This is a genomic window from Pseudoxanthomonas sp. G3 (genome assembly GCF_057654715.1).
Genome location: NZ_CM172805.1, coordinates 2,434,518 through 2,449,390 on the forward strand (window position 1 = coordinate 2,434,518; position 14,873 = coordinate 2,449,390).

At 61.0% G+C, this 14,873-nt stretch carries 5 protein-coding genes and 4 tRNA genes; all 9 read right to left on the reverse strand.

What is annotated here, in order from left to right; all coding sequences use genetic code 11:
* Window positions 1-42: 42 nt before the first annotated feature.
* The 9 genes from gyrA to AC23D6_RS11525 all read right to left on the reverse strand — a co-directional run bounded on the left by gyrA (window position 43) and on the right by AC23D6_RS11525 (window position 14,783).
* The gene (gene gyrA, locus AC23D6_RS11485) at window positions 43-2,733 is read right to left on the reverse strand and encodes a DNA gyrase subunit A (protein WP_487749399.1); all 2,691 of its coding nucleotides are present in this window, start codon (window positions 2,731-2,733) and stop codon (window positions 43-45) included.
* Between the two features lie 289 nt (window positions 2,734-3,022).
* Window positions 3,023-3,097 (reverse strand) — tRNA-Val (locus AC23D6_RS11490).
* 58 nt (window positions 3,098-3,155) lie between these two features.
* Window positions 3,156-4,778: an FMN-binding glutamate synthase family protein gene (locus AC23D6_RS11495; protein ID WP_487749400.1), complete on the reverse strand. Its 1,623-nt coding sequence runs from the start codon at window positions 4,776-4,778 to the stop codon at window positions 3,156-3,158.
* Between the two features lie 1,104 nt (window positions 4,779-5,882).
* The gene (locus AC23D6_RS11500) at window positions 5,883-9,140 is read right to left on the reverse strand and encodes an RHS repeat-associated core domain-containing protein (protein WP_487749401.1); all 3,258 of its coding nucleotides are present in this window, start codon (window positions 9,138-9,140) and stop codon (window positions 5,883-5,885) included.
* The gene (locus tag AC23D6_RS11505) at window positions 9,137-11,254 is read right to left on the reverse strand and encodes a hypothetical protein (RefSeq protein ID WP_487749402.1); all 2,118 of its coding nucleotides are present in this window, start codon (window positions 11,252-11,254) and stop codon (window positions 9,137-9,139) included. Before AC23D6_RS11505 ends, AC23D6_RS11500 begins: the two co-directional genes overlap by 4 nt.
* 113 nt (window positions 11,255-11,367) lie before the next feature.
* Window positions 11,368-13,266 (reverse strand): hypothetical protein, encoded by a 1,899-nt coding sequence (locus AC23D6_RS11510; RefSeq protein ID WP_487749403.1) that lies wholly within the window; start codon window positions 13,264-13,266, stop codon window positions 11,368-11,370.
* A 1,142-nt stretch (window positions 13,267-14,408) separates the two neighbouring features.
* Window positions 14,409-14,495, reverse strand: a tRNA-Leu gene (locus AC23D6_RS11515).
* Between the two features lie 110 nt (window positions 14,496-14,605).
* Window positions 14,606-14,681, reverse strand: a tRNA-Gly gene (locus AC23D6_RS11520).
* Between the two features lie 28 nt (window positions 14,682-14,709).
* Window positions 14,710-14,783 (reverse strand) — tRNA-Cys (locus AC23D6_RS11525).
* Window positions 14,784-14,873 lie beyond the last annotated feature (90 nt).

A 14,873-nucleotide genomic window follows, 5' to 3' on the forward strand; every position in this document is an offset into this window, starting at 1 on the left:
ATCGAGGCGGCGGGGTCAACGCCCGCACGCCTCGTACGCCGGTCAGGCCTCCGGCGCGGTGTCGCTGGCGTCGGTCGCCGCCGGAGTGGCCGCGATGCCGCCTTCGGCGCTATCGTCCTCATCCAGCGAGGCGTCCAGGCGTTCCACCGCCTGCAGGGTCTCGCCGTCGGACAGGCGGATCAGGGTGACGCCCTGGGTGTTGCGCCCCACCTGCGAAATTTCCGCCGCGCGCGTGCGCACCAGGGTGCCGCCGTCGGAGATCAGCAGGACCTCGTGGTGGTCGGACAGCTGGATGGCGCCGACCAGGCGGCCGTTGCGCTCCGTCGTCTTCAACGCAATCACGCCGCGGGTGCCGCGCCCCTTGCGCGGATAGTCGATCACCGGGGTGCGCTTGCCGTAGCCGCGTTCGCTGGCGGTCAGGATGTCGCCATCGCCATCGATGACGACCAGGCTGACCACTTCGGACCCGGCCTCGGCGATCGTCGTGCCGCCTTCGCCGTCGGCCGCTTCGCCCTCGTCCTGCTCACCCTCGCCCTCCGCATCGGCGCCTTCCGCCAGCCGCATGCCGCGCACGCCGGTGGCGGTACGGCCCATGGCACGCACCAGCGACTCAGAGAACCGCACGGCACGCCCGTTGGAGGCGAACAGCATGATGTCGCGCTCGCCATCGGTCAGCGCCACGCCGACCAAGGCATCGCCCTCATCCAGGTTGATGGCGATCTTGCCGCGCGCCAGCTTGAACGCGAACTCGGTCAGCGGGGTCTTCTTCACCGTGCCGTTCTTCGTTGCGAAGAAGACGAACTTGCCTTCCTCGTAGTCGCGCACCGGCACCACGGCCTGGACCTTCTCGCCGGGTTCCAGCGGGATCCAGTTGATGATCGGACGGCCGCGCGCATTGGAGCCGGCCTCCGGCAGCTGGTAGACCGGCAGCCAGAACACCTTGCCGCTGCTGGTGAAGGTCAGCAGCGTGTCGTGCGTGTTGACCAGCCACAGCTGGTCGATGAAATCCTCTTCCTTGGTCGCCGCCGCGCTGCGGCCGCGGCCACCACGCTTCTGCGCGCGGTAGGCGCTGGCCGGCTGGCGCTTGGCGTAGCCCGCATGCGACAGCGTGACCACCATGTCTTCCGGCGCGATCAGGTCCAGGATGTCCAGGTCTTCTTCGCTGTGGCGGATCTCGCTGCGGCGCTCGTCGCCGAACTCGGCCTTGACGTTCAGCAGTTCGTCGCGGATCACCTGCAGCAGCTCGTCCGGATTCTCGAGGATGCGGATCAGGCCGGCGATGGTGTCCAGCAGCTGGCGGTATTCCTCGGTGAGCTTTTCCTGCTCCAGGCCGGTCAGGCGGTGCAGGCGCATTTCCAGGATCTGCGTGGCCTGGGCCTCGCTGAGCTGGTAGCGGCCGTCGACGAACCCGATCGCGGCCGGCAGATCTTCCGGCCGCGAGGCCTCGGCGCCAGCGGCGGCGAGCAGCGAACCCACCAGGCCCGGTTCCCACGTCTTGGCCAGCATGCGCTCGCGCGCTTCCTGGGGATTGGCCGAGGTCTTGATCAGCTCGATCATCTCGTCGATGTTCGCGAGCGCGACCGTCAGGCCTTCGAGGATGTGGGCGCGGTTGCGCGCCTTGCGCAGTTCGAAGATGGTCCGGCGGGTGACCACTTCGCGGCGGTGGCGCACGAACGCTTCCAGCATCTGCTTCAGGTTCAGCAGCTGCGGGCGACCGTCGACCAGCGCGACCATGTTGATGCCGAACACCGACTCCATCGGCGTCTGCAGGTACAGGTTGTTGAGGACCACCTCGGCCGATTCGCCGCGCTTGACCTCGATGTAGATGCGCATGCCGTCCTTGTCGGACTCGTCACGCAGCTCGCTGATGCCCTCGAGCTTCTTCTCCTTCACCAGCTCGGCGATCTTCTCGATCAGCCGCGCCTTGTTCACCTGGTACGGGATCTCGGTGACGATGATCGACTCGCGGCCGTTGTCGTCGTTGACCTCGATGTCGGCCTTGGCGCGCATGCGCACGCGTCCGCGGCCGGTGCGATAGCCGGCGATGATGCCGGCGGTGCCGTTGATGATGCCGCCGGTGGGGAAATCCGGTCCGGGGATGTACTGCATCAGCCCGTCGACATCCAGTTCCGGATTGTCGATCAGCGCGATCAGGCCGTTGACCACTTCCGATAGGTTGTGCGGCGGGATGTTGGTGGCCATGCCCACCGCGATGCCGGCCGAACCGTTAACCAGCAGGTTCGGGAAGCGCGTCGGCAGGACCGTCGGCTCCTGTTCCTTCTCGTCATAGTTGGGCTGGAAATCGACGGTTTCCTTGTCGATGTCGGCCAGCAGCTCATGGGTGAGCCGCGCCATGCGCGCTTCGGTGTAACGCATGGCCGCCGCGGCGTCGCCGTCGACCGAGCCGAAGTTGCCCTGGCCATCGACCAGCATGTAGCGCAGCGAGAACGGCTGCGCCATGCGCACCAGCGTGTCGTAGACCGACTGGTCGCCGTGCGGGTGGTACTTACCGATCACGTCACCGACGATGCGGGCGGACTTCACGTGCGGCTTGTTGGCGTGGTTGCCCAGTTCGTTCATCGCGAACAGGACGCGCCGGTGGACGGGCTTCAGGCCATCGCGGACATCCGGGAGCGCGCGCCCCACGATCACGCTCATCGCGTAATCGAGATAGCTGCGGCGCATCTCGTCTTCGAGGTTGACGGGGATGATTTCCTTGGCGGTCTCGGCCATTCGGGTTCCGTGCTTCTTTGGTTGTCTCGGGCCTGAATCCGGGCCAAAACGCGCCTAGCCGGCGTGGGCCAGCGAGGCAGCGACAGGCGGGGATTCCGGCGGGTTCTGCAACCTGCCGAGTGTATCACAACGGACGTGCCAGACCGACCGTTTCAGCCCGAGAAACAAGCACTTATGGGGTCCGCTGCGGCCAGCTCGCGAGGACTGAGGGATTCGCCGGTGGTGCAGGCTTGGACGGCGGGCGCCGGACACGAAAAAGCCCGGCCGGGGCCGGGCTTTTCGCTGGAACTGGTGGGCGGTACAAGTTTCGAACTTGTGACCCCTGCCGTGTGAAAGCAGTGCTCTACCGCTGAGCTAACCGCCCGAATTCGTCGGGGCGCGCATGATAAACGGGGACCGGGGAGCGGGTCAACGCACCGGCCTCAGCGATCCTTGGTGTCGCACAGGGCGCTGACCCGGCGCGGCGGCGCGAACGCATCGCTGCGCGCCTCCGCCCAGAAGTCCCGGAACACCGCATGCGCCGGCACCCGGTCCAGCAGTTCGCCCGGCTCCAGGAACCGGTACAGCGAGGCCAGCGAGCGCACTTCGATGGGCGAAACCCGGCGCAGGATGTGTTCCGGCCCCAGTTGCTGCGGGTGGTCCAAGCCCGCCGCGCACAGCATGTCGCGCAGCGCCTTCAGGGTGTTGTCGTGGAACTGCTGCACGCGCACCGACTTGTCGCCCACGTCCAGGTGCTTCCAGCGTACCGGGTCCTGGGTAGCGACGCCGGTGGGGCAACGGTCGTTGTGGCAGCTCTGCGACTGGATGCAACCCAGCGCGAACATGAAGCCTCGGGCGGCGTTGCACCAGTCGGCGCCCATGGCCATGGTGCGGGCGATGTCGAAAGCGCTGATGATCTTGCCGGCCGCGCCGACCCGCACGCGGTCGCGCAGGTTCAGGCCCACCAGCGTGTTGTGGACCAGCAGCAGAGCCTCGTGCATCGGCACGCCCACGTGGTCGATGAACTCCGCCGGTGCCGCGCCGGTGCCGCCTTCCGCACCGTCCACCACGATGAAGTCCGGCAGCAGGCCGGTCTCGTGCATCGCCTTGGCGATGCCGAACCATTCCCAGGGATGGCCGATGGCCAGCTTGAAGCCCGTCGGCTTGCCACCGGACAGGTCGCGCAAGCGCGCGATGAACTGCAACAACGCCACCGGCGTGGAAAACGCAGAATGCTTCGCTGGCGACACGCAGTCGTGCCCCATCGGGACGCCACGGGTGGCGGCGATCTCGGCGCTCACCTTCGCGGCCGGCAGCACGCCGCCGTGACCGGGCTTGGCGCCCTGTGAGAGCTTGAGCTCGATCATCTTCACCTGCGACGCGCGCGCATTCTCGATAAAGCGCGCCTCACTGAAGCGCCCCTGTTCATCGCGGCAACCGAAGTAGCCCGAGCCGATCTCCCACACCAGGTCCCCGCCCTTCTCGCGATGGTAGGGCGAGATCGAGCCTTCGCCGGTGTCGTGGTAGAAGTTGCCGCGTCGCGCGCCCTCGTTCAGCGCGCGCACCGCGTTGGCCGACAATGCGCCGAAGCTCATCGCCGAGATGTTGAATACACTGGCCGAATACGGCTGCGCGGAGCCCGCGCCGACGACCACGCGGAAGTCGTGCGAATCCACATGCGTCGGCGCCATCGAATGATTGATCCATTCGTAGTCCACGCTGTACACGTCCTGCTGGCTGCCGAACGGAACGACGTCCATCACACCCTTGGCGCGCTGGTAGACCAGCGAACGCTGCTGGCGCGAGAACGGCACTTCGGCCGTGTCGCCTTCGATGAAGTACTGGCGGATCTCGGGCCCGACCGACTCCAGCCCATAGCGGAAATGCGCGAGCACCGGATAGTTGCGGCGCAAGGTGCTGCGCGTCTGCAGCACGTCCCACGTTCCCAGCAGCGCCAGCGCGCCGAAGACCGCCACGCCCCACCAGGCGACGGGCCAGGAGAACGTCAGCACCAGCATGCAGGCCGTCAGCAACACCGTGACGGCATAGGCGAGGTAACGCTGCATCGGCGGTCTCCCGTGGGCCAGCGGAGATTCTATGCCAAGCCCTGCGACCGCACGTCGCAACCGATGACCGGATTGATCCGGATCAATGCCCGCCGGCATCGGCAGTGCGACGTTGGCGCTACCACAACCGGGGAGGCGCGCACATGCATCCGATACTCAGGGAAATATTCATGGAGCCGGTCGGCTGGCTGGCCATCGGCGGCAGCATCGTCATGGTGGGCATCAGTGTCTTCGTCGCGCTGTTCGTGCGCCGCAAGGTGCGCGAAGAAGAGAAGAAACAGAAACGCTGAAGGCGTGGCGAGAGTAGTGCCCGGAGCCTCAACCGAAAAAACCTTCTAAGGCATTGATTACATTAACAACAGCTCGCCTCAAAACCAACTCTGACTCACGATATGACTCGCTTCCCATGAGTCGCTACCCTCCCACAGCTTATTAGAACGATAGGCGCCTCCAGAACAGCCTCACCCTCGGGAGATCACCGACTCGGTGGACCAGGAGGCTGTCGGCACGTTTGGCCGGACTCACCGCGAAGAAGTACGTGCAGCCCTACTGGCGGGCACCCCTATAGTCGAGGGCCCATCATCTTCCCTGCCCGTTGGGGTTCGCAAGCTCACCCCAACCTATGGTCCTAGAACAACAAGCGGACCTCACCTTTCTCAATCAATGAGCCGACCTCTCTACCTATCCAGTCTCCCCTCTCATACTTGATGAGCGTGCGCCTGGAAATACTCATCACAAGATTGGCCCACTGGACAAAACTCCGCGGCTTCTCGGAATGCCCACCATTCACATACAACTTCGGTGAATACCAGAGCCGTCCTCTAGAAATCTTGCCTGGCTCCGCTGGAGGTAAAATTGCTTCGATTGCCAGTAGCTGAGAGGCGTCTGGTCGCTCTCGGAGGAGGGAGCCCAAGACTACTTGCGAACTCGACGGTGGGCATATGTACGCGATCGCCCGATCGCCCTCCCTTCTTTCAGCCGGCGCCACATAGTAACGACCACTCGAATCGCTTTTTAGGAACGCAGCTCCAGCTTCCGCACTGATCGCGCTCAGTAAGTCAGCTTCATCATTCGCCGTCAGGTAGAAATTTATCTGTTTTCCGATCATCTGTCGTATGGGTGATACTTAACGGGAACGTCAGGCTTAGCCGTGGTTACGTCATCTATAGCTTTTCTCTCGCGAGAAACGGGACCGCCATTTGATGTTGACCTTCCAACTTGATGGAACTCAGTAGCTTTACCCGTTGATTGATCGATTCCCGCGACGTCCACGTAGCGAGTCTCTTTATTACCCCCGGGGGTGCTAACTTTATACTCTTGAACGGCAGTGAGTCCTCGCGACTCAACGTCAGCTTTCACCTCTGCCACTTTACCTTGATGAGCGGCCCCCCCGGCTCGGCCATTAGGATTTGGCACTTTCCGCGCGGCATCGACAGCTTCACCGCCCGCTCTAGCTACCTTCGATGCCCCTGCGGGTACAAACGGGATTAACATCGACGCAGTATCAACACCTGCGTCGATTAGACCTTCTCTGACAAGATGGTCCTTGCCCGTGATTTTTCCATAGGCGGCCTTACCTAGATCATATACGACGCTACCGACGTCCCAGATCGTGTCTAGAAGTCGACCGTCTGGGTCTGTGTACTTATAGGGATTGCCTGCCGCATACCAATAGCGATGAAAGTATCGCGCGTCACCGCTATGAGCGGTGATCGGGTCAACGGAAAGAAATCTGCCAACCGTGGGGTCGTAATACCGCTGCTGCATATACGTCAGCCCGGTAGCCCCATCCTGCACATGCCCCGTATAGCCGATGCCCTGATAGGTCGGCTTGCCGATGATGGCGCCGTAGGGCTCGTAATCGTTGCGCTCGATGACCGCGCCAGCCTGGTTGGTGATCGCGACCGGGCTGCCTAGTGCATCCGTATGATGGAACTTTGCCGAGTACACGTTGGTGACGATATTGCGCTCGCGACTGGCGATGATGCTTCCGGCGAGATAGATGTGTTCGCTCGCCTTCTGCGCATTGGGGCGATAGTTCTCCTCGTACGTCACTTGCCCGGCATTGGAGTACATCGACAGGATGTTGTCACCCGCCACCTCCCAGGCGAGCACCCGACGACCATGGCCGTCGTAGCGATAGTGTTCTTTTCCTGAGACTACGCGCAGGCGGTTGCCGTAATCGAACTGGTAGGTCTGGCCGTTCTTGGTCGCTAGATTGCCCTGCGGGTCATACTCAAATCCGACAATACTGGCGCCAGCGCTGTTCTTGATGTTGGCTAGTCGGTTCTGCGTGTTGTACACGTACTGCGCGTAATCCTTCACGCCGCCCAGCTTCCAGGATGTCATGTTGTCCAGGGCGTTGTATGTGAAGCGGTGCCAGTGGTCGCCACCAAACATGGCCGAACCTGCGGCGGCAAGGCGATCCAGACCGTCATATTCCATCAGCCGATACTTGGGAGCACTGCCCGGAATCATGTCGGGCACGTGATCGTAGATCTGGTTCACGTTGCCATTGGCGTCATAGCGATAGCTGAAGTCCATCGCCAGACCGCTTGCCGTGACCCGGTCCGGGAGTTGCCGCGCATTCTGCGCCATCGAATGGGTCAGACCGTTCGCGTAAGTGAACTGCTTGAGTGCGCCATTCGGGTAGTACGTGGCACCGTGCGCATAGCTGTAGCCAGTCTGATCACTGGCGCGAGTCGCCTGCCCCAACGCGTTGGGGCCGTAGCTGATCACCAGACCCGTGGGGTAGGTCTGCGTGGACAGGCTGCCATTGCTGTCGTAGCCGTAGCCTATTCCCCACGTATACCAGCCAAGCTGGGTTGAACTTTCCCCGGTGAGCATCCTGCGCTTGTTGTAAGCGTAGGTGTTCTCCACGATGCCGGCATTCAGTCCATCATTGTGTGTCGTGATCTTGTAAGGCAAGCCGTCCGGCCAGTACTGCCACGTCTGGTTGCCGCTTCCACCGGGGAACGCCAGATCCTGCAAGCGATTCCGATTGTCGTAGGTGCGATCGCTTCGCCGGGCCGCTACTGCCGCCGTCGTGCCGTTCGGCTCGCAGGCCTGACCTGCGGGGAGACCGGAGGACGACCACTTCAGGTTGCCTGCCGTGTCGTAGCCCATCAGCGTCGTGCCGGTCTCGGGCTCTTCGGAACGGCAAAGTTCCTGGTAATCGTTGTAGCCATAGTGCCGATCCACGAACAGGCTGCCATCCGCGTTGCGCTTGCGGATACGCTGCGGCTTCCCGAACACATCGCGATGGATCTCCGTCGCGGAGGTATCCGCGCCCGCGGACTGGGTGACGCCCGTGGGGCTGTCGTAGCTCGGCTGATCGTAGGCCTGGTACTCCGTGATCGTGGTGTAGTTGCGCGGATTGGTCACGTGGGTCTGGAAACCCGACGCATAGGTCGTGGTCGTCGTGAGCACGCCCAGCTCGCTGTCCTGCGACGACACCTTCACTCGGCCAAGGGCGTCGTAGGTAGTCCAGGTTCCTGTGGTCAGCGCATCGGTCGCGCCCGGATATGAAGCGAATGTCACTCGCCCATCATGGTCGTAAGTGAACCGCTGGAAGCGCTTTGTCGCCGTTTCGTTGGCTGCGTCGTACTCACGCGTCACCAGCGGGCGCCACAGTCCGTCGTAGTAATTGATCTTGACGGCATTCCCGGTCGTGACCGTCTGCCTCCAGTGACCGGCTGGGATGCCGTATTCGGCCACTCCTACATTGACGAACGTCAATACGGTTTGATTCCAGGCTGACGTGTCACAGACTCCTGGGGTTGTCTCCGACGTCTGAGTGATCAGGTTCACGCGACCCATAGCGTCGTAGCCGTAGCAGGTCTTGCTGCCCGCCGCATTGGTGACCGAAGTGACCCAACCCTGCGGATTGACGGTGGCGCTCTCGACCGCGCCGTCGGCGTACTGGATGGTCCGGGGGATGCCGCGGTACCAGTCCGTCAACGTGGTGACATTGTTGTTGCCGTCCTTGACCGTCGCCATTGTGCCGTCGGCGTAGTACGTGGCTGTCTGCACTAGCTTGCCCGGCGTCGCAGCGGTGCCTGGGCCGTACCTGCGCAAAGGCATGGCCGTTGTCGGGTCGTAGTCGGTCCTGAACTCCACTACGCCCGTATTGACGTTTGTGCTGGAGACCTGTTGACCCAGAACCCACTTCGTTAGGTTGTCGTGGTAAACAATGTCGTCCGTTCTCGAGTAGCTGGCAGCAAGGCCCAGCGCGGGAAAAGCCGCGGCCAGCGCAGCGCAGAGCGCCGAGAACATTCCAAGGGCTGACCTATTCGAGCGCGAGGGAGACGCTTGCGTGTTCACTAAAAGTCCTTCTTGTGAGTTGCCGCTATGGAACGTCATGGGTTTGATCCTCCGCCGCCACTGCTGCGGATCGAGGTCACTTGCTGCTGGGAGAACTCCCCGCAAGTGCTGCCATCGCACGCTTTCACTCGTGCAATAAAGCTTGTGACCACTCGGACCTTCGCCGTGGTGCTTGTAGCCCCTCCGGTGAAATGGGTACCAAACTGGCCCGTGCTTAGGCGAGACTCGACAACATAGTGGGTTGCGCCAGGTTGCGCGGTCCAACTAAGGGTGAAGGTTTGTCCGGTGTACGCGACGGCGGGCATCGATAGGACTGGCGTCGAGAGCGTCGGCGGCGGCTCAGCAATTGGACCTGGGGCGCTCGGCGCAGTTCCAGGCGCGCTTGATCTCGTGACACGTTTGGGTCGCGCCCAAAAGTCGAAGGTCACATTCTTCCGCGTGAAAGTCACATCCTGTTGCCAGATCGCGCTCTCCACCAAAGGTCGGTGAAACTCCTTTTGAAACACGCCGTCTCCTCCGCCCATCGCTGTCCCATACCGTGCGGGATATACGGAATCCTGCTGACTGAGATCGTAACGATTCACCACCGTATTGAGAGAGGGTCCGCCGCTCGCGCCGGTTTCAACCTTTAGAAGCTTGCCCTCGTTGTATCGATAGGTGTTGCCGTAGGTATATCGCTGCCAGTCGCCACCAGGCCCGATTACCGTGGTGACACTGGCGCCGGCGCACGTTTCCGACATACAGGGCGGTAGTGAGCAATTGACGTTAGCCCAGTCGCAAACTGGATAGCTATTTGTGGTGCCCGGATATCTATGGATAGAGGTTCCAGGCGTGTACGTGTAGTCCCAGATAGCCTCCTGAATACCTGGGCCGGCGATCCTCTTTTGCTTGAGCGTCAGGCTGTAGCCCTTTATGGCCCACAGGTTGATGTCATCATTGGGATCGTTGTACGGAGTTGAGAAGTTGCTGCAGCTGAGAGGAACCCTGCTTCGACCGTGCTCTCGAATATCCACCACAAACGTGCCTACCGCTCCTGAAGGATGCGTTAGCGTCCCTGTCGGCTGATCAGCGAAGTTCATCGGCAACTCGTTTAACGTGCATGTGCGAATGACCTCGCCCCCAGGTACGAAATCGCGAAACAGAAGCTCTGCTCCTGTGAACTGAGCGAAATTGATGTTCCATCGGGATTGGTCTGGCAGTGCCACACCGGTCAAAGTCCCACGGCCGGATGGCGTTGTCGCATAACTGTAGGTCCAGATTCTATTTCCATCACTTGCACTGCTGATGAAATCGCCGGTCCACCCGAATGTGAGACTGCGGCCGTCGCTGGACTGGATGGAACTTAGCCGACCGGGCGCATTCCACGCATTGGCATATGAATACGTAACGTAGTTCCCATGCCGGTCCTCGACTCGAGTGGCATAGAGAATGTTCTTCTTCTTGTAGAGGAGAACGGGAGTAGGCCTGTTGTTGAAATCGTCGATTGTCTTGACGGCCGGCTCGTACACCTGGGCCATCCAGTCGAACCAATAGCGGGTACCGTCGGGCGTGATCGCCATGAAGCCTTCGCCCGCGCCGTTTTTTATCGCAGGTAGGCACTTGAGTTGCGTCTGCCCATCGGTGCTGACCCACGCATAGGCTGAACCGTCCGCTGGACCAGGAACTGTGGGCGCCTTTCTGAGCACCTGGCCGCTGTAGCCACCCGGGATGTCGAGGTGTATCCCCTGAAAGAAATCTTCCAGTTTGAAGGGGTCAGCGAAGGGCGGGTATCCCACCGTACTGCAGCGATTGGTCGACCCCGGCTGGCCCGCTCCTGGAGCAATCGTCCAATCCGGTCCAAAGATGCCATTCAAGTTGGGGAGATCGGCTTCCCAGTCGGCGAGCATCCCCGTGTTTCCATAGTATCGTCGGTTCATCACGCTGTAGCTGCGACCGAACCGAACGGGCAAGCCGTTCGAGCCCGGGATGTCGATATCGACATTTCCGAACGATAGGGCGCCATTAGACAAACTGACGCGATCCCCAAAGAGATCATCCCCCAGTGGTTTGACCTCGCGACTGGCTTCGATCCGTTTCGAGAAGTCCTCCCAGACAAATCTCCCTTGCTGCGCTGACGCGACCGGGGGAAGAAGCGCCAGCAAGAGAGCAACCATGACCGAGGACGGGCACTTAAGAATGCGACGCCCCTTCTCTGGCAGGCAGTTCGATCCCGAGACGCTTCGATTGGTTGAGGGTGAAGGCGTGCTATCCGCGTGGATATCTAAAGTCATGGAGAGGGCCCACTGCTGCGGGTAATGCGAGAAGGACGAGCGCGGTGATCGAATACGTCGACGCGATAGGTAAAGTCTTGGCTCTGCTGTCTGACTACTGACTGCTGAAGAGGGCGATTGCGCAGCGAGAACTGTGCATCGCGCGTTCCGCCAGTTCCAAACATGTCCACGAAGCCGTTAGGCGCGCTGTAGGAGAAGAACTCCGATTTGAGAAGCGCCCCCGCCTGATATGTTCTCCTTTCGAGCAACTGTGATTCGTTGATCTCATACTGCGAGCCGAAGATGCTCTCCTCTATCCCACCATCCGGCATCACGACCGTGGCGATCCGACGTCCATTTGTGGCGGCCGCCGGACCCAATGGCATGGTGTCCTGCAAGGACTGGCCGTACTGATAAGACCACGTATAGTTCCCCCCAATACCTGGTCCGGACAGGATTTTGCTGACCAAAGCCAACGTATCGCTCAGAACCGCACGTTTACTGAACCATAGGTTCTCAGGAAGATCGGGCGGTGGTGTCTGCGAACCCTGGTAGGCGGACGGGTGGTAGTTGATGGGTTCGCCGATATCGCACTCTGTCAGCGGCACGTCGGTACGGAGATGTCGCTTCCAGGAGAAGGTGAACACACCCGTCGCTCCGGAAGGGTGCGTCATGCTGAGCACAGCGCTTGCAGGATTGAGCTTTCGTGCGTAGCCGCAATAGAGATGAAAACTGTAGTTCGTGTAGTCCGTTTCCAGCGTACCGCCGGCGATAGGCTGATAGCGGGGGGCATTCCATAGTCCGCTGCTGTCTAACGTCCAGCCGCTACCATCGGCATAGGTTACGGACTGAAGACGCCCATCCGTGGCATAGCTATACGACGCATGCTCGCTTCCTGACTGGGCTTGCGTAATGCGACTAGGTGTGGTCGTGGACCACGTGAATGCAAGTGACCTGCCATCATTTGAGGCGATGGAAAGCAGTTTATTACCCTGCCACTGTAGAGTGATCGTGTTTCCGTGTCGGTCGGAGATGGAAGTGGGGTACAACCGAAACAGCTTCCTCTGCATCACCACCGGCGCCGGCGCGGCCACGCTCGAGACGGTGCTGAGTTTGAAGATCGGCTTCTCCAAGTATTCCGCCATCCAATCGAATCGATAGCGTGTTCCGTCCGGAGCGATGCCTAGAAACCCCTCCCCCCCTTGACTTGATGCAAGGGGGACACAGGAAAAGTGCCAAAGTGATTTTGTGATCCACGTCGTAGCCGGCAGTACATTCGGCTTGTCGACAGTTGCCACCGGAGTCAACAGTGGACCGCCCCCCGCCACTCCGGACAAACTGACGCCTTCAGAGAACTCGTCAGCAAAGAACCTGACCGGCTGAACCACTGTGGTTGCAGCCTTCAACCCCTGAGAGCATCTCGCGGTAGAGGCACTCGTTCCTACAACCCAGCCCGCCGAGGAGAACACAGCTTCCAGGTGCGGAAGCTCAAGGTCCCAGTCACCAAAGGCAAACTGGGAGCGCCGCTGTCTCAGTGTGGCGTCCGGAGCCGATGTGCCTAGAGGATTGCGATTGGAGTCGACGGTCAGACTTCGGCGTACTGAAATCGGCAATTCGCTGTTGCCCGGAACGTCAAGGTCTACGTGGCTGAAAGACGCCTGGCCTGTGTAAAGGCCAACGCTATCGCCCATCAGACCTGGGCCGGCTTGAGCCACGTCGCGGGAACCTTTCAGTCGGTCCTTGTAAGACTGGTGCGCGCTTCCAGCTTCTTCTGCGCGAAGCTCAGGAATCAGGCAGAAAACCAGTGCGCACAGAAGTGCGAGTCTCAGAGCCCCGACCACCCTTTTATTCCCTCGAATAGAGGACACGCAATACGGCGCCACCGCTTCCTGCGGCGTGCGAATGATCGTCATCATTTCCCCCTTCCCCACCCTGTAAACAATCTTGCAGCTACATACGTTTACTGCAAGCGGTTTGCGATCCATATCGTGTCGAGCAGTGTGCCCGTCGCCCCTGCTCAAGAGGCGCATGACGCGAGTGAGCGACCGTACCGATCGCGCGCGGGGAAGGGCGAGCATCTGACGAACTGACTGTCACCTCCAAGCGAGAGGGCTTAGCAAAGGGAAGTGGAGATCGTTCCACATCGCCGATCGACTTGAGGTCATCGAGGATGAGCTCAACACCCTGTATTGACGGGCAGTGTTTTGCTTTGGCAGCAACTTTTTGAGTATCGCGCTCGCCGCGCGCGTACCGGTAAACCAGCGAGCCGCTCCATGGATCACTCCGCCTCTTGATGAACCGCTTTGCCTGGTCGACGCGAGCGGTTTTGGAGTGGAGCCCCCTCTTCCATCATTCCAGCTTCGTGGCTCATCTGGCTTGATGGCTAATATGCAGGCTTAGTGATACTGATAAGCCCCGCCATCTGCGTTGTTCGGCTAGCGATATGGAGGTGAAGGTGCCGTGGAGATTTCTTCGGCCCCTGGCTTCCCGAAAGCTGAAGCAGTCCAATTGGCTAGTCAGAGCTCCACCACCTTCAGCCCGCCGGCGAGGGCGGACCGGGTCAGGATGTAGCAGTCGTCCCGACCGAACTCGTCCGGACCGTCCTAAATCCGCCTGGCCTCCTTCGTGGATCCAACGCTGCCCGGGTGGTCCAGCGATCAACGAAATGGAACTGACGGAATTTGTCCTCCCGCTCTTCGAGCGCCGGGCGGCCTGATAAGGCCATCCCGCGACTTCGATGGTTTGCCGGAGAGAACATGACAAGCGGTTTCAGGCTTCTTCTGCCGGTATCGGTCGTCCTGGGAGTGAGTTTTGGTGCCCGGAGCCGGAATCGAACTCCGACGTAAGCCCTACTCGTTCAAATACTTGCTCATCGCGGGCTGGCACACCTGGCACACGCAGCACTGTTGTGTGCCAGCCTGTGTCTACCAACTGTGCCAGCGTTGGCACACCGAAAACGCATATCAATATTCATCCGGTGGTAGATGCGACACCGGATGCACACTTGGCACACGTTGGCACAGCGCTTGAAGAAAAAATTAGCGCCGACAATGACTTATGGTGCCCGGAGCCGGAATCGAACCGGCATGGCCTCACGGCCGGCGGATTTTAAGTCCGATGCGTCTACCAATTTCGCCATCCGGGCACGGGGATAGCCTGCCTCAGTCGTGCCAGCTTGGAAAGCGGCACCTGCCCAGCAGAAACAGCGAAGCCCCGCGTGCGGGGCTTCGGCGTACTCCCTGAGGGGAGCGAATATGGAGCGGGAAAAGGGACTCGAACCCTCGACCCCGACCTTGGCAAGGTCGTGCTCTACCAACTGAGCTATTCCCGCGTTGAAAGACATTGCGTCTTTCTGGATGTGGAGGCCTGGGTCGGAATTGAACCGGCGTACGCGGATTTGCAGTCCGCTGCATAACCACTCTGCCACCAGGCCGATGGCGACCGCGCCAGACTGGCGCAATCACGGCGCGTTTTCAAGGCGCCTGCAAAACAAAACCCCGCATGCGGGGTTCTGTCGCTGCCC